14 protein-coding genes are annotated in these 16,849 nt (G+C 31.0%); 10 read left to right on the forward strand and 4 right to left on the reverse strand.

What is annotated here, in order from left to right:
• Positions 1 to 32: 32 nt before the first annotated feature.
• The 10 genes from QM746_RS14505 (at position 33) to QM746_RS14550 (ending at position 10,419) form a co-directional block, all read left to right on the forward strand.
• Complete coding sequence (locus QM746_RS14505; RefSeq protein ID WP_414984874.1) at positions 33 to 839, forward strand: GLPGLI family protein; 807 nt, start codon at positions 33 to 35, stop codon at positions 837 to 839.
• A 154-nt stretch (positions 840 to 993) separates the two neighbouring features.
• Positions 994 to 1,869 (forward strand): carbon-nitrogen hydrolase, encoded by an 876-nt coding sequence (locus tag QM746_RS14510; RefSeq protein WP_414984875.1) that lies wholly within the window; start codon positions 994 to 996, stop codon positions 1,867 to 1,869.
• A 104-nt stretch (positions 1,870 to 1,973) separates the two neighbouring features.
• On the forward strand, positions 1,974 to 2,333 hold the full coding sequence (locus QM746_RS14515; RefSeq protein WP_414984876.1) for a four helix bundle protein: 360 nt from the start codon (positions 1,974 to 1,976) through the stop codon (positions 2,331 to 2,333).
• Positions 2,326 to 3,435, forward strand: coding sequence for an agmatine deiminase family protein (locus tag QM746_RS14520; RefSeq protein ID WP_414984877.1), 1,110 nt, complete (start codon positions 2,326 to 2,328; stop codon positions 3,433 to 3,435). Before QM746_RS14515 ends, QM746_RS14520 begins: the two co-directional genes overlap by 8 nt.
• 56 nt (positions 3,436 to 3,491) lie before the next feature.
• Complete coding sequence (locus QM746_RS14525; RefSeq protein WP_414984878.1) at positions 3,492 to 4,892, forward strand: MFS transporter; 1,401 nt, start codon at positions 3,492 to 3,494, stop codon at positions 4,890 to 4,892.
• 69 nt (positions 4,893 to 4,961) lie between these two features.
• Entirely contained in the window at positions 4,962 to 6,521 is a 1,560-nt protein-coding gene (locus tag QM746_RS14530; RefSeq protein ID WP_414984879.1) for a sodium:solute symporter, read from the forward strand.
• A gap of 209 nt (positions 6,522 to 6,730) precedes the next feature.
• Entirely contained in the window at positions 6,731 to 8,002 is a 1,272-nt protein-coding gene (locus QM746_RS14535) for an AbiH family protein (protein WP_414984880.1), read from the forward strand.
• 6 nt (positions 8,003 to 8,008) lie between these two features.
• Positions 8,009 to 8,530 (forward strand): hypothetical protein, encoded by a 522-nt coding sequence (locus QM746_RS14540; RefSeq protein WP_414984881.1) that lies wholly within the window; start codon positions 8,009 to 8,011, stop codon positions 8,528 to 8,530.
• A gap of 70 nt (positions 8,531 to 8,600) precedes the next feature.
• Complete coding sequence (locus QM746_RS14545) at positions 8,601 to 9,452, forward strand: transketolase (RefSeq protein ID WP_374361716.1); 852 nt, start codon at positions 8,601 to 8,603, stop codon at positions 9,450 to 9,452.
• A 19-nt stretch (positions 9,453 to 9,471) separates the two neighbouring features.
• A complete protein-coding gene (locus tag QM746_RS14550) occupies positions 9,472 to 10,419 on the forward strand; it encodes a transketolase family protein (RefSeq protein WP_414984882.1) in 948 nt (315 codons plus the stop codon).
• 100 nt (positions 10,420 to 10,519) lie between these two features.
• Here QM746_RS14550 and QM746_RS14555 read toward each other — a convergent pair whose 3' ends face one another.
• The 4 genes from QM746_RS14555 to QM746_RS14570 all read right to left on the reverse strand — a co-directional run bounded on the left by QM746_RS14555 (position 10,520) and on the right by QM746_RS14570 (position 16,847).
• Positions 10,520 to 10,954, reverse strand: a complete 435-nt coding sequence (locus QM746_RS14555; protein ID WP_414984883.1) for an RrF2 family transcriptional regulator — start codon at positions 10,952 to 10,954, stop codon at positions 10,520 to 10,522.
• Positions 10,955 to 11,014: 60 nt separating this feature from the next.
• Positions 11,015 to 11,389: a hypothetical protein gene (locus QM746_RS14560; RefSeq protein ID WP_414984884.1), complete on the reverse strand. Its 375-nt coding sequence runs from the start codon at positions 11,387 to 11,389 to the stop codon at positions 11,015 to 11,017.
• Between the two features lie 68 nt (positions 11,390 to 11,457).
• A complete protein-coding gene (locus QM746_RS14565; RefSeq protein WP_374360560.1) occupies positions 11,458 to 11,928 on the reverse strand; it encodes an Lrp/AsnC family transcriptional regulator in 471 nt (156 codons plus the stop codon).
• A gap of 131 nt (positions 11,929 to 12,059) precedes the next feature.
• Positions 12,060 to 16,847 carry a translocation/assembly module TamB gene (locus QM746_RS14570; protein WP_414984885.1) on the reverse strand — a complete coding sequence of 1,596 codons (4,788 nt, stop codon included), beginning with the start codon at positions 16,845 to 16,847 and terminating at the stop codon, positions 12,060 to 12,062.
• Between the last annotated feature and the right edge of the window lie 2 nt (positions 16,848 to 16,849).

Below are 16,849 nucleotides of genomic sequence, written 5' to 3' on the forward strand. Positions count from 1 at the left end.
AAATTTACTAAATTTATAGAAAAATCAAAGCCATGAAAAAAATCTTTATTTTCAGTTTTCTTTTATTGAATATTTTAGCATTTTCTCAAATCAACAGATTTTATTATGAATTAAACTATAAACCTAACAAAGACTCTAGCAAAATTGAAAAACTTCTTACAGTTCTTGACATTAAAGACAAAAAATCACTTTATCTAAACCAAGAACTTGCTGTTCATGATTCAATTATTACTGCGTCAAACGAAAACCCTTCTAAATTCGAACTGTTTGATTGGAAAACCTTTTCCAATAATTCACCTAAAAACTCTGTCAAAATTATTAAAGAAAATGGCATTGTAACACAAAAAGAAGTAATAGGAGAAGTTCAGAATTTCAATTATGTAGAAAAGATAAATTTTAATTGGAAACTTAGCAACGAATCTCAAAAAATAGAAAATTATAACACTCAAAAAGCAACAACAGATTTTGGTGGGCGAAAATGGAACGCTTGGTTTACTACCGAAATTCCCATCAATGATGGCCCATATAAATTTTTTGGACTTCCAGGTTTAATTGTAAAAATTGAAGATTCAGAAAAAGAATATTCATGGACATTGAAAGGAAATTATTTTTGCAAAGAAAATTGTTCTTTCCAACAAGAATCGCACAACGAAAAATACATTAAAACAATTAAAGTATCTAAAGAAAATTTTCTGAAACTTAAAAATAATTATAAAAAAGACCCTTTACAAGGCGCTGATGTAGTAAACCCAGAAATAAACCCAACTTTTATCAAAGAATACAAAGAAAGATTGCTAAAAAAAATAAATTATTACAACAATCCTATTGAAAGAGATTAATGAGTTTAAACAATAAAAAAAGTCTGTCAATAAAATTTGAACAGACTTTTTTTTATTTTGTAAGACTGAAATCTACAATTTGATTAAGCATTAAAAAAAAACTATTTTTGCATAGAATTTGTATCAAAATAGAAATTTAAAAATTCCAAAAAAAATGTCAAAAGTAAAAGTAGGCACAGTACAAATGACCTGTGTAAAAGATAAAGAAACCAACTTGCAAAAAGCCATCGAAAAAGTAAGAGAAGCCGCTGCAAAAGGTGCTCAAATTGTTTGTTTGCAAGAACTTTTTACGTCACTTTATTTTTGTGATGTAGAAGATTACGACAATTTTGATTTAGCAGAAGCCATCCCTGGCCCTTCTACAGATGCGTTGAGTGCTGTTGCCAAAGAATTAAACGTGGTAATTATTGCTTCCCTTTTCGAAAAAAGAGCGCAAGGTTTGTACCACAACACTACCGCAATTTTAGACGCAGACGGAACTTATCTTGGAAAATACAGAAAAATGCACATTCCAGATGACCCTGCTTTTTACGAAAAATTCTATTTCACGCCAGGAGATTTAGGTTATAAAGTTTTTCAAACCAAATTTGCTAAAATTGGTGTTTTAATTTGTTGGGATCAATGGTATCCAGAAGCTTCCAGAATCACCGCATTGATGGGAGCTGATATTATGTTCTACCCTACTGCAATTGGTTGGGCAACAGACCAAGACGAAGAAACCAACCAAGACCAATACAACGCTTGGCAAACCATACAAAGAAGTCATGCTGTGGCAAATGGAGTTCCTGTAGTTTCGGTAAACAGAGTAGGTTTTGAGCAAGATGGCGCAATGAAATTCTGGGGAGGAAGTTTCGTTGCTAACGCTCAAGGTAAATTATTGTATCTCGCATCTCATGACCAAGAAGAAGTAGTAGTTACTGGATTAGATTTATCTGAAACCGATTATTTCAGAAAACATTGGCCTTTCTTAAGAGACAGAAGAATTGAAACCTATAGCCCTATTACTAAAAGATTTATAGACGAGGATTAATGTCCAAGGTCGGAGGTCGAAAGACAGAAGATTGCAATTTGAAAAGAATTAAAACAATATAATTAAAAACTTCGGACATCAGTTTTCTGACTTCCAACAATAAAATGGCTTTTAAATTTGAAAAATTACGAGTTTCGCAAAAAGCTTTGGAATTATCGTCATTAGTTCATAATGTTACAAGAGAATTTCCAAAGGAAGAAATGTTTATCCTTACTTCTCAAATTAAAAGAGCTGCAGATTCTGTTAATTTGAATATTGCTGAAGGTTCCACAGGACAATCTAATAAAGAATTTGTCAAATTTTTAAGATATTCTTTACGTTCTAATATAGAAGTTGTAAGTTGTATTTTTATTGCAAAAGAAAGAGATATTATTTCTAAAGAAAATTTTGACAAAATATATTCAATGAGTGAAGAAATTCTAACTATGATTTCCGCTCTTATCAAAAGATTAGAAAATGAATAACGAAAATAGTAATCAAACGAACGAATTAAACTTCGAACATCAGACATCAGACTTCGGACAAAAAAAACCGAAAGAACTAGGCTACGTTTTCCCAGCAGAATGGGAAGAACACGAAGCTACTTGGCTTTCTTGGCCTCACAAAGAAGAATCTTGGCCAGGTAAATTAGAAGAAATTTATCCTTATTACTGTCAATTTATTAAAATTCTTTCCGAAGACGAATTCGTGAGAATTAATGTAAAAGACGAAGAAATGAGAAAATTTGCAATGGATTGTATTATGCAGGCTGGCGCAAATCTAGAAAATATTGAATTCTATTTCCACGAAACCAACGATGCATGGTGCAGAGATCACGGCCCTGCTTTTTTGATTAACAAAAATGGTGAAGAACCAGAAAAAGTAATTGTAGACTGGGGTTACAATGCTTGGGGTAATAAATATCCTCCGTTTGATTTGGATGATGTAATTCCTACAAAAATTGGTGAAGAATTTGAAATTCCTGTTTTCTATCCAAATATCGTAATGGAAGGCGGAAGCGTAGAATTTAACGGAAAAGGAACAATCCTTACTTCAAAATCTTGTCTTTTAAACAAAAATAGAAATCCAAATCTTACCAAAGAAGAAATTGAAGAGTATCTTAAAAATTATTACGGACAAGAGCAAGTTCTTTGGGTAAGCGACGGAATTATTGGTGATGATACCGATGGACATATAGACGATACCGTAAGATTTGTAAACGAAAACACCGTTCTCACTGTTGTAGAAGACAACCCTGAAGATGAAAATTACGAAATTTTGCAAACCAACCTCAGAGAGTTGCAAGAAATGAAACTTTTAGACGGTACTCCATTGAATATCATAGAATTACCAATGCCAGATGCTGTAATTTGGGAAGACCAAAGATTACCAGCTTCTTATGCAAATTTTTACATTTCTAACAAACACGTTATTGTGCCAACTTACAGATGTAGCAAAGATGAAATAGCTTTAGAAATTATCCAAAAATGTTTCCCTGAGAGAAAAGTAGTAGGAATAGATTCTACTGAAATTATCTGGGGATTAGGAAGTTTCCATTGTTTGAGCCAACAAGAACCATTCGCATAAACTATCAAAAACCTGCACTAAATGCAGGTTTTATTTTTTAATTTTGTATTGAATTTATGAAACAGAACGAAGCACAAGACATCAATACCACAAAAAAACTTTTGCCTTTAATTTTAGCAACTGCCATTTTCATGCAGATGTTAGATTCTACGGTACTCAACACTTCATTGCCTTCCATTGCAAAAGATTTGAATGAATCTCCGCTCAATATGCAAAATGCCATTATAAGTTACGTACTTACATTGGCTTTGTTTATGCCTGTAAGTGGATTTTTGGCAGATAAATTCGGGACAAGAAAAGTGTTTATCGTTTCCTTAATTCTGTTCAGTTTAGGTTCGTTGCTTTGTTCACTTTCGCCTAATTTAACATTTTTAGTCATTGCAAGAGTAATTCAGGGCGTTGGCGGAAGTTTGATGACTCCAGTTGGAAAATTAGCCTTAATAAAAACTTTTGATAAAAGTGAATTGCTTCAAGCCATGAATTTCGCCATTATCCCAGCATTAATTGGGCCGGTTTTGGGACCTTTGGTAGGCGGTTATATGGTAGATTATTTGTCTTGGCATTGGATTTTTTTAATCAATATTCCTATTGGACTATTAGGAATTGTACTGGGAATTAAATACATGCCCAATTATACTTCTAAAATTATAGATTTTGATTTCAAAGGATTTCTCATTTTTGCAGCAGCTTCTTTATTGCTGTCTATTTCTTTAGAATGGCTTGGAAATGCTAAAAATATCACTCCTGTTTTAATGGTATTTTTCGCAGGATTTGTATTTCTTTACCTTTATTACAGACACGCCAAAAAAGATGAAAACGCAATTTTTCCTTTAGATTTATTTATGGTAAGAACCTTCAGAGTAGGTATGCTTGGAAACTTAGCCACAAGATTAGGAATTAGTTCTATTCCACTTCTTATTCCTTTGATGGTACAAATTGCTTACGGAGAATCTGCCGTAGTTTCTGGATGGATTGTTGCTCCTATGGCAATTACTTCTATGTTTGGAAAATCTGCTGTTATTAAAATTTTAAATGTTTATGGCTACCGAAAAACCTTAATGATTAACACTTACATTATTGGAATTTTAATTTGCGTAATGGCAATTCCTGGGATTAATACTTCCATCTATTGGTTTATACCATTGGCTTCTATACTCGGTTTTTTCAATTCTATTCAATTTACAGCGATGAATACTATTTCCATAGCAGATTTAAGAGATAGCCAAACCAGCAGTGGAAATTCTTTAGTTTCTGTAAATCAACAAATTGCAATAGGTTTTGGAATTGCTTTTGGATTAATCGTTCTTAAACTTTTTGAAGGAGACACCCAACTCATCAAAGGAAATGTACACAATGCTTTTCGATATACATTTTTGGTAGTTGGTTTTCTAACTATTTTATCAGGACTTGTTTTCAGAAGATTGCATTTCAGAGACGGAGAAAACATGAAATCTTAAAAACTTTATCTTAAAAAGACGCTAAAATCTGCAAAAAAACTATATTTGTGCAACTTAAATTTAAAGCAGATGGAGCCAGCGAAAATATTGCTATTATTCGTTTTCGTATATTTTATAGGACTTTTAGTTATTTCGTATTTTACCAGTAGAAATTCAGACAATCAATCTTTTTTCATCGGGAACAAAAAAAGCAAATGGTGGCTAGTAGCTTTCGGGATGATTGGTACCAGTTTAAGTGGTGTTACTTTTATTTCTGTGCCGGGAACTGTTGGCAAAATTACTTCTGGCGATTATCCTTTTGGCGGTTTCGAATATTACATGATGGTAATTGGCTTTTTTATTGGCTATTTCATTGTTGCAGGAATTTTGCTTCCGCTTTATTACAAGATGAATCTTACTTCCATTTACACTTATTTAGGAAAAAGATTTAATGTAGAAGCTCACAAAATTGGTTCATTATTTTTCATCATTTCTAGGGCAATTGGCGCTACAGCAAGATTGTATTTGGTAGTAAATGTTTTACAGATTTTCTTACTCGAAGGGTTGGGCGTTCCGTTTTGGTTGACGGCTTTGGTAATACTTTTGATGGTGTTGCTTTACACTTTCGAAGGTGGTGTAAAAACCATTGTGATTACAGATACGCTTCAAACTTCATTTATGATTATCAGTTTGGTAGGTTGTATCGTTTACATTTTATCTCATTTAAATTTAACAGCTCCCGAAGCATTTGATATTTTAGCGAGTAAAAATTACACCCATTTCATTAATACAGATATTAATTCGAAAACATTTTTCTTGAAAACTATTTTAGGAGGAATGTTCATCACCATTGCGATGACAGGTTTAGACCAAGAAATGATGCAAAAAAACATTTCCGTCGACAATCTTAAAAATTCCAAAAAAAATATGCTCACTTTCGCGGGAACGCTTTTGGTGGTAAATTTGGCTTTTCTATTCTTAGGAGGTTTACTTTATCTTTTTTCGATGCAAAATGGCGCAGAATACGGACATTTAACCGAAATAGTAAATGGAAAAGAAAATATTACCAACTTATTTGGTTTTAAAGACGCTGCCGGAAACGTAAAAAACATCATGGGAGACGATTTATTCCCTGCTCTTTCTTTGCAAGGCTATTTTCCGTTTTTTATCTCTATTATTTTTATTATTGGTTTAATTTCTGCACTTTTTCCTTCGGCTGACGGCGCTCTTACGGCGGTTACCAGTTCGTATTGTGTAGATTTATTAAATTTAAACGAAGACCAAACCAAAACCGAAAAACAAAAGAAAAAATTAAGGATGAAAATTCATTTAATTTTCACGATTATTTTCTTTGTTCTGATTATGATTTTCAAAGCTATAAACGATAAATCAATCGTTTACCTCATTATGGAAGTTGCGGGTTACACTTACGGTCCGCTTTTAGGTTTATTTGCGTTTGGAATTTTTACAAAACATCAAATTTCTAAGAAATATTCTATTTTAACGGTTACTATTTTAGCTCCAATTGTTACGTATCTTATCAATTATTTGGTAACTAATTTTACCGATTACAAAATTGGAGTAGAACTTATTATCCTGAACGGTTTGCTCACTTTCTTCGGACTTTGGCTGGTGAAAGACAAAAAGTAAAATTTTGAAAATTTAAACATACGATAATTTGAAAATTCGGTTGAGAAATCAATCGATTTTTTTTGCTTAAAACTTTAACACATCGCTTGTCATTCTGAAAGAATCTATATTTATTTTACAAGAATTGAGATTTATACAAAATGACAAAAAATGCTTTTTATTTTAATTTCAATCGTAATTTTCTTAATTTTAAAGAAAAATTAATAATTGTGAATAGACTTATTTTAGTAGGAAACGGTTTTGATTTAGCTCACGGTTTAAAAACCAGTTATAAAAATTTTATTGATGATTTTTGGGAAAAATTAATAAATGATGTAAAAAATAAAACAAATAAAAAATCAAAAAATTTTATCAATGAAAACATTAAAATTTTTCAAAATAATATAATTCCAAAACCCATTTTCACCCCCGAAATATCAAATCATTCTGATTTTTTAGCATATTTAGACTCGAACTTATTTAAAGTTGAAATAAATAATCTTTTAAAAAAAATTTCATTAATCACACAAGAAATGAATTGGGTAGATATAGAAAATGAATATTATAATGAGTTAAAAAAGACAAAAAATATAAATGAACTAAATTCTGATTTTGAGGAAATAAAAAATTTTTTAGAAAATTATTTACTAAAAATTGAGAAAGAAATAAGTATTAATGAAAAAATTTCGAACAATATTTTTTTAGACTTTCACATTAAAGACTTTTTATCAAAAGCTATAAATACTTTTTCAGAGCCAATTATTAATAAATGCAAATCTCTAATAGAATTTGAACATTCAGCAGCTTTTCACTCTTTTCATCCAAACCTTAAATATTTCATTCGTAATATAAATACATTAAACCAAATTGATGCAAATAATTTTATTTTTGAACATTTTGACAAACTTGGAGATTCAAAAAAATTAATTGAAAAATTTCAACCTGAAAAAACTTTATTTCTAAACTTCAATTATACAAATACAATAACTGATTACATTAAAGAAATTAAAGGTAACAATAAAAACTACTTAGATTACAACATTTCAGAAATCCACATTCACGGAGAATTAAACAATCCAGAAAACCCAATAATTTTTGGTTTTGGAGATGATGTAGATAAAAAATATCAAGAATTTGAAGATTTAAATGATAACAGATATTTAGAGAATTTTAAATCTATTGCCTATCTTCAAACGGATAATTACAAAAAATTATTAGAATTTATAGATTCAGAAGAATATCAAGTTTTTATTTTCGGGCATTCTTGCGGTATTTCAGACAGAACCATGCTCAATACCATTTTTGAGCACGATAATTGTAAATCTATAAAACCGTTTTATTATTATAAAAAGGATAAAAAAGGAAATTATATTGTTGATGATTTTGGAAATTTCATAGACAATTACACAGAAATTGTTCAAAATATTTCTAGAAATTTTAATGATAAAAAGAAATATAGAGACCGAGTTGTCAACAAAACTTATTGTGAACCTTTAACTTAATAAATAATGAAAAAACTAACTTTAATACTTACCCTACTTTTTTTCGGAGTTATTTCTGCACAAGAAAATTATGAACTCACAACACTTAGAATTGGACCTTACAAAATCTTTATGAAAGCAGATGAAGCCGAAAAAATTGCAGGCAAAAAACTTCTTCAATTTGATGAATGGGAAAAAAGCAATACTGTAAACTTTCAAGGCGAAAATATAGAAATTAAAATTCTCAATATTTTCATCAGCGAAAAAGAAAACAATGTTCCTGCGGTTTATTCTCTATCTACCAAAAGTCCGAAATTTAAAACCAAAAGCGGAATGGGCGTTGGAAATACCAAAAATGAACTTATAGAAGCTTATAAAAATTATCCCAACTTCTCCGTAAACCAAGGCTGGGAAGATAATGGAGAAAAAACATCTAAAACAATAAGTTATTTTAATCTGTCAGATTTAGATACTACTACAGAATTGAGTTTTAAATTAGAAAACAATATTGTAACCCAAGTAAGTATTTTTATAAATGAAGGATGCTAAAAATAAAGCATTTAATACCTTCAATCCCATATAAAAATTATATTTTTGTACCTTGAATAAATCTATATCAATGAGCAAATCAATAGAAGAGTTGAAATCACTCACTACACAAATTAGAAGAGACATTTTGAGAATGGTTCACGCCGTAAATTCTGGTCATCCAGGTGGAAGCCTTGGTTGCGTAGAATATTTTACTGCGCTTTATGGTAAAGTAATGAACCACAAACTACCTTTCTCTATGGAAGGAAAAGGAGAAGATGTTTTCTATCTTTCAAACGGTCATATTTCTCCGGTTTTTTATAGTACTTTGGCAAGATTTGGATATTTTCCGGTAGAAGAACTTTCTACTTTTAGAAAATTAAATTCAAGATTACAAGGTCACCCTACAACACACGAACATTTAGAAGGCATCAGAATGAGTTCTGGTTCTCTAGGACAAGGACTTTCTGTAGGTATTGGTACTGCTCTTGCTAAAAAAGTAGATGGAGATAAATCTTTAGTTTTTACACTTCACGGTGATGGAGAATTGCAAGAAGGACAAATCTGGGAAGCACTAATGTTTGCTGCAGCCAAAAAAGTAGATAATTTAATTGCTACAATAGATTATAATGGTCAACAGATTGACGGGAGTACAGAACACGTACTTTCTTTAGGAAATCTTCATGCTAAATTTGAAGCTTTCGGTTGGGAAGTAATCGAAGAAAAAAATGGCAACGATTTAGAAGCTGTAATTGCTGCTTTAGAATTTGCAAAATCTAAAACAGGAAACGGAAAACCAGTTGTTATTATGCTTCATACAGAAATGGGTAATGGTGTAGATTTCATGATGGGTTCTCACGCATGGCACGGAAAAGCGCCAAGTGACGCTCAGTTAGAAAGCGCTCTTTCTCAATTACAATTAGATGAAGTAGCAGATTATTAATTTTCGAAATTTAATAAAAATGAAATTTACATATACAGAAAAAAAAGATACAAGAAGTGGTTTCGGAGCTGGTTTAGCAGAATTAGCAGATAAAAATCCAAATGTAATGGCTCTTTGTGCAGACTTAATTGGGTCTCTTAAAATGGAGAAATTTATAGAAAAAGCTCCTGAAAGATTTGTACAAACTGGTATTGCAGAAGCTAATATGATGGGAATTGCAGCTGGTCTTGCTACCGCTGGTAAAATTCCTTTTGCTGGCACATTCGCTAACTTTGCAACATCTAGAGTTTTAGACCAAGTTCGTCAATCTATTGCTTATTCTAATAAAAATGTGAAAATTGCAGCTTCTCACGCGGGTCTTACCTTAGGAGAAGATGGTGCTACTCACCAAGTTTTGGAAGATATTGGTCAAATGAAAATGTTACCAGGAATGGTAGTTATAAATCCTTGTGATTATAACCAAACAAAACAAGCTACTCTTGCTGCTGCAGAATACGTAGGTCCAGTTTATTTAAGATTCGGAAGACCTGTAGTTCCAGTTTTTATTCCAGAAGATATGCCTTTCGAAATTGGAAAAGGAATTTTGCTTCAAGAAGGTACAGATGTTACCATTGTAGCAACTGGTCATTTGGTTTGGGAATCACTTTTAGCTGCTGATGAATTAGAGAAACAAGGTGTTTCTTGTGAAATCATCAACATCCACACTATTAAACCTTTAGACGAAGAAATTATTCTAAAATCTGTAGAAAAAACTGGCAAAATAGTTACTGCAGAAGAGCACAATTATCTTGGAGGTTTAGGAGAATCTGTTGCCGGAATGTTGGCAAGAAAAAGACCAACTCCACAAGAGTTTGTTGCTGTACAAGATACTTTCGGAGAAAGTGGTACACCAGCAGAATTGATGCATAAATATAAAATAGATTCTTTTGCGGTAATAGAAGCTGTAAAAAGAATTATGGAAAGATAAAATCTTTTAATAAGACAAATGTTAAAATCGATGAAAACATTTTCATCGATTTTTTTTATTTACACAAAAAATCCTTGCAGAAAATTGCAAGGAAATATGTTTAAATCTTAAGAAAAGCTTCGCCTTGTTCTGTCTTCAACGCCATATCGTAGATAGAAATCTCGGAAAGTGAAGATTTCAAACCTTCTCTAATAGGCTTGTAAGTAAAATGAAAAGGGCAAGGTTTCTCTGAAGAGCATTTTTCTAGACCAAACGCACAACGCGTAAAAATTTCTTCTCCATCTGTAGCCAAAATTATTTCGATAATTTTAATATGCTCTATTTTGTCTAAATCTACTGTAAAACCACCTTGTTTGCCTTTATTAGAAATAAGAATTCCTTTTTTGGAAAGTGGTTGAAGTATTTTCGCAACGAAAGCTTCTGGAGCATCTGTAGCTTCAGAGATTTGTTTCACATTGGTTTTTCTTCCTGCCAAAGCTTCTTGTGCTATAAATATCACAGATTTGATGGCGTATTCGCAAGCTTTTGAAAACATACTATTAGTTTTAACTACTCAAAGATAAGAATTTTATTCGGATATTTTTGTCTTAAAATATTATTTATAAAATTTCCATTTAGGAATAATTGTAAGCAATCCCAAGCCAATATAGCAAAAAAGATTAAATAAATCCGAATATAACATAGTTGACAGATAATATTCGTGCAAATAATAATGAACAACAACAGCAAATGGGTATAAAATCACCCCAAGCTTTCTATAAAAATAAATTCCAAAAAGTGATATAATGAGCAAAGCATCCACAGAAAAAATAACATAAAAGAACCACAAAGGTATATTAACATCCTTATGATTGCCAAATTCTGTAGCATCTACACCTATACTTAGAAGACTAAGCAATACAAGAAAAACTACTGCAAAATAAAAACCTGTAGTCTTATTGGGGCTTTTATCAAAATAATTATCATCCATATTTGTAAATATAACAAAAAAAGCTTTTGAAAATTCAAAAGCTTTTCTATTTTTAAATATATTATTTTTTATACAGAAATAGCATTAATTAGTCTGTTTCTATCGCTTAAAAATTCTTCCATAGAAATCATACTTTCTGTTCTCATCACATCTTGTATGTCATCTATTTGGTAGATTATTCTTTTAGCATCTTCTGTATTTTGAGCTCTTACTTTACAGAAAATATTGTATTTTCCAGAAATTACACTGGCTTCTACAACATTAGGAATAGATGCTAATTCTTTTAAAACTTCTTGAGTTCTGTTTGATTTAGTTAATAAAATACCAATAAAAGCAGTAAAATGATAATCTAATTTACCATAATCAATATTAAGAGAAGAACCCAAGATAATCCCTGCATCTTCCATTTTTTTTACTCTTACGTGTATTGTACCAGCAGAAACATCCATTTGTTTAGCGATTTCTGTAAATGGCATTCTTGTATTTTCTACTAAAAAATCTAGGATTTTTTTGTCTATTTCGTCAAGCTGATAATTCATAGCAATTGTTTTAAGATTATTAATTTTGTAAAAATTACTTTATTTCTTTTGCAAATTTATAAAAATTAATTTAGACTACGAAATATATTTTTGACAAAAAATAATTGACTTTTATCACAAATAAGCGAAACTTATTTTTGTTTAATTGAATCCTTCCTTAAAGAATCGGCTTTATTATTGGTTTTTATTTTCAAAGAATCTTTATTTTTTTTACTTTTTTTGAAAAGGAAATTAAAGCTTTTGCTATACACTACCCCACCTCCATAAGATTGGTTATTGTTACCATTTACACCTCCCAAACCAATATTTGAAGGTTTAGAATATCCTCTAAGCACCAAAGTTCCGTCATTATTTTTAGAAACATCATATTCTACAATTCCTTCTCCAGTAAGATAATTATTGCTGTTTGCAGATTTAGAAATAGGAACTCCGAAACCTGTTTTAAGCGTAAATCGAGGCGATAAAGTAATATTTACATTTGTATTAGCTCTATCATTAGATTCTGTACCATCTGTACCTTTTATATAATTAATGTCAATCTGAAATTGTTGGCTAATGTTATTAATTACATTTCCTAATTGTTTCAAAAGAATATTTGCGCCAGTGCTAATTCCTGTATCTTGAAAACTTACATCTCCTAAACCGCCAGTTGCCGAAGTGTTAAAATTATTCAATACCAAAATAGAACCGAACTGCATAGTTCTCTCGTCATTATTAGACATTTTAACAGCCAATGCTTCTCTTATTTGTGTTGACGCATCTGGAGCAGAAACATCAAATTCAATTTTTGGATTTTTGAGTGTATTGGTAATTTTGGTCTGCAATTTTACATTTACTGGAGGTAATTTACCTGTACTTAAATATTCTGAAGCATTGGTAACCGTTCTGTAGTAACTTGCATTAATTTTCAAATCTGGACTAAAAGGGTCTCCATCCCAAGCAATGCTGCTGTTTTTATCAATATGAAATTCTTTTTTCAAGAATAATTTTTGTTCGTAAGTTCCATTATCAACCAAATAAGTCCCGAAAAGATTAATTTTTCCGTTTGGCGACATTCTAAATTTCAATTTTTCTGAAGAACCTCTCACCGAAATATCTCCTACATCATCTCCTACTAACACATTTACAGTAGAGCCTTTGCTTACACTTAACAAGAGGTTAATATCAAGATTTAATCCTTTTTTAGCATTTTCTTCTACAGTCACTACACCTTGTTTGTCTGCTTTTAGAAATCTTAACAATTTAAATTCGTCCACAGAAGAAGCGCTATTGCTATTTAAAGTGAAAACGCTATTATCCAAAACATGAAAGGTTTCAATATCTTGCGTTGGGTCGTTTTCGTTGTCTTTACCAGCTTCTATTTTTAGTTTTCCATCATTGAAGGTAACGAACAAATCTCCTTTTCCGTAGATTTTACCCCAAAATAAATCAAAATCTTTTTGCTCTGTATTCAATAACATTAAGTCTTCGGAACGCACAAAAACCTGAGCACTAATATTAGATAAATTACTCAAATCTACTTGTAACAAAGACAGAGTTCCTTTAGAATTACCTCTTCCATCGTTTAGTTTAATCGGTTCGTTTAGTAAGATAGTCCCGTTATTTAAAGTAAGTGTTGTATCTTGAAAAGTATAATCAACGCCATTAAAATTAAGTTTCAAGCCAAAATCTTTCATGGCTAAATCTCCACCATAATTAATATCATTAAGTGGACCGCTAATGGTAACCAAACCAGTTGTTTTACCTCTGAAATTAGAGAAAATACCGTTTACGAAAGCTTGCACAAAAGCCAAATCAAAATCATTAAGATCAGCTTTCATATCCAATGTTGGCGATGGCGTATTGTTATTAACCGTACCTGCCAATTCTAAATGATTTTTACCTAGAAAATCAGATGAAACAATTTTAGCATCTATATCATAAATATTTGGCAAAGTACTATTTTTGGCAGAAACTATCATTTCTCCCATATTTTTACCATTTAAGAAAATATCTTTAACCGTTAAATCTATTAAAGGTTCAAAGTTGGTTTTATCCATTTTCACTTTAATATTTCCATTGGCAATTCCTTTTAAATCAACTGGATTTTTACCTGGAAGAAGGTCTAAAATTTTATCTATTTCTAAATCTTTTACATTTACATCTGCATTAAAATTTTTAGCATCTTTGAAAATTCCGTTCACAAAAAGTTCACTTTTTTCTGAAAATAACCTTAAATTTTTAACAACAAAATCTGCTGTATTTTTTCGATAAGTAATAGAATGATCTAACTCTGGCGAAGTATCTACACTCCAAGTAAAATTATTAATTTTCAAATCTGTAGGTTCGAATTTCACCACATAATCTCCATTTGCATCGACACTTTGATTAAGATTAACGGCATAAGATTTCAAGTTGTTTTTTTCTTCATCTTCCAAAGTACCATGTTTGAAATTCATGGCAAGATGAAGCGATTTATTCCCTTCATTATTTCCTATCAAAGCCACTTCTTTCAGTACATTATTGGCATATTCTGCTCTTTCTATATTTACTAAAATTTGTTCTGACAGATTAGCGGTATTAATTTTTACTAGCACATTATTAATTATTGCAGAATCTTTCTTAGGCTTTTCGTTACTAAAAATATAATTAGGATTTGCCTTTGCTAATAATTGATCAGCTTCAGAAAGTTCTTGCTTTTTGGTCATAATATATTTAACCGAAGGAATATCAGCATTTAGAACCAAATTATTAGAATTTCCATCAAAAGAACCGTCTATTTTTGCACCATCGTTTATTTTTAAATTGGGCTCAAAATAATTTACCAACTGCTGACTTACATCAAATTTATAAGTAAATTGTTGATTTTTGAAATATCTTCTTTCTGGGTTTCCTACCAAAATTTTATTAAATCCGTTTTGGAACATTTTTCCCAAATCTCCAAGATTATATTTACCAGAAATATTCCCTTTCACCACATTTGGCATATCAACGCTTACAATTCTTTCCTCGTTTTCGAAGAAAGCTCTCACTTGCCCATCAGGAACTTCAATTTTTTGATTATTAGCTGTGAATACAACATTATTGAGTTTCGCATCCAGATTCATGTCATTAACTGTGGTGAAGGCAATTTTACCATCTACATCACCACTAAAAATAGCTTTACCATTACCCGGAACTCCAAAATAGCTCAAATTAAGATAATCTATGTTTCCATTAATATCTGCTAATATTTTTTTGGTAGAAAAATCTATTTTTCCTGTTATTTTTCCTTTTGCTTCTTCGTCATTTACAGTAATAACTCCGTCGTATTTTTTCTTAGAAAGTAATCCGTCTAAATAAAGATTATTGATGGTTTTTCCTACAATTTCGATGGATGAAATGGTAGATTTTGTATTAAGAGTCAAAGTATTTACATCAAAACCTCTTCCGTTCAAATTAAATTTCCCCGAGATTAATCCCACAGAATTATTCTTGGTAATTGCAGCCGAATTAAGGTTTTTTACATCTAAAACACCTACATATTTTGGTTCGTGCAAATCTATATCAGACAAAACAATGTCAGCCTTTGCACTTCCAATACTGGTAATAGCATCACCTTTAGCAATTACTCTTTTGGGCGTTACATCTACCGCTCCAATGTATCTTATTCTACCAAAAGGATCGGCAAAATTTTTCATTTTATTAGCCACAAACTTTGGAACCATCGCTCTAAGAGCAGGATAAGTAATATCTGCAGAAATTTTATTGGTAACAATATTAAAATTCCCTTTCAGTAAATTTTTAAATTTAGTTTTCGGAGTGTTTATGTTAACATCATTTCCTTTCAAAACAAAATTATTGATGCTGAAATTATTTAAAGAACCGTACATCTTCCCCGAAAGGTCTATGGCGGAATAATTGTCCCATTTTGTTGCAAAATAAGATATGTCGTACCCAGAAATTGCACTTCCTTTCTTAAGATTCAAATCCCAAACTACTTTATTATTGAAATCTTGCCAATGTGTTTTTTTATCCAAATGAAAAGTAATATCGCCTTGCAACAAAGAATGGTCTGTATAAAAAGTTAAATCAGTAAGAGTAAGATGTTCTTTATCCAAATCAAAATTCCCCGAAAAAGTATCTAGAAAATGAGATTTCCCCCATCTTTTGGTTCTAAAAGTAAAATTATTAATCTTGGCTTTCACTTTTGGACCTTCTACACTCAGTTTTGGTATAATGATATTTACATCTTCCGCCTGAAGCCATTTTCCTTCGTCTCCAACGTGATTGAGATTCGTAATCGAGATTTTAGAATCTTTAATTACAATTCTAGAATTAAGTTTAAAAACTGGTTTATTAGGATTTCTAGGCGTTCCATCATCAAATTTACTAATGAATCTATTAAAATTATCTATAGAATCTCCTTTGTAAGTCACTACATTTACTACAGCATTCTCCAAAGTAAGAGAATTAAAATCCAATTGATTTTTTTTATCAAAAACCATAGATTGTATAATTGAAAACCAATCAGAATCTGCTCTCAGTTCTTTAGCAACAATCATATCTTTATTTTTAAAATCTTTGATTTTTAATCCATTAATTGTAACATCCCCAAAAAGATTTACCTCTACTTTATCTTTAGAAATATTTACTCCAAAGTCTTCATTCAAAAAGCCCAAAGCTCTTCCTGCTGCAAAATCTCTGGTAGCAGGTAAATTAATTACGATAAAAATTAAAAGAAATAAAAAACCAAAAATCCCCACCAACCACAGAAACAACTTAGCCCACCAAGATGGCTTTTGCACATCTTTTACCACTTGCACAGCCGTAGCCTGAGCAGTTTCTATAGGATTCTCGATGGTACTTTTTATACTATCTACAGTCTCCTGAACTTTTTCTTCCACTTTTTCAGAAAGCGGCTTGTTGTTTTCGGAGTTATTATTTTCTAAATTTGCCATTA

This window comes from Cloacibacterium sp. (assembly GCF_047601505.1).
Classification (GTDB): Bacteria; Bacteroidota; Bacteroidia; order Flavobacteriales; family Weeksellaceae; genus Cloacibacterium.

Coding starts and splice junctions, on each gene's coding strand:
- QM746_RS14545 (WP_374361716.1), top strand. CDS start 8,601: ATGAGCAAATCAATAGAAGAGTTGAAATCACTCACTACACAAATTAGA.
- QM746_RS14565 (WP_374360560.1), bottom strand. CDS start 11,928: ATGAATTATCAGCTTGACGAAATAGACAAAAAAATCCTAGATTTTTTA.
- QM746_RS14530 (WP_414984879.1), top strand. CDS start 4,962: ATGGAGCCAGCGAAAATATTGCTATTATTCGTTTTCGTATATTTTATA.
- QM746_RS14525 (WP_414984878.1), top strand. CDS start 3,492: ATGAAACAGAACGAAGCACAAGACATCAATACCACAAAAAAACTTTTG.
- QM746_RS14570 (WP_414984885.1), bottom strand. CDS start 16,847: ATGGCAAATTTAGAAAATAATAACTCCGAAAACAACAAGCCGCTTTCT.
- QM746_RS14550 (WP_414984882.1), top strand. CDS start 9,472: ATGAAATTTACATATACAGAAAAAAAAGATACAAGAAGTGGTTTCGGA.
- QM746_RS14520 (WP_414984877.1), top strand. CDS start 2,326: ATGAATAACGAAAATAGTAATCAAACGAACGAATTAAACTTCGAACAT.
- QM746_RS14555 (WP_414984883.1), bottom strand. CDS start 10,954: ATGTTTTCAAAAGCTTGCGAATACGCCATCAAATCTGTGATATTTATA.
- QM746_RS14505 (WP_414984874.1), top strand. CDS start 33: ATGAAAAAAATCTTTATTTTCAGTTTTCTTTTATTGAATATTTTAGCA.
- QM746_RS14515 (WP_414984876.1), top strand. CDS start 1,974: ATGGCTTTTAAATTTGAAAAATTACGAGTTTCGCAAAAAGCTTTGGAA.
- QM746_RS14510 (WP_414984875.1), top strand. CDS start 994: ATGTCAAAAGTAAAAGTAGGCACAGTACAAATGACCTGTGTAAAAGAT.
- QM746_RS14560 (WP_414984884.1), bottom strand. CDS start 11,389: ATGGATGATAATTATTTTGATAAAAGCCCCAATAAGACTACAGGTTTT.
- QM746_RS14540 (WP_414984881.1), top strand. CDS start 8,009: ATGAAAAAACTAACTTTAATACTTACCCTACTTTTTTTCGGAGTTATT.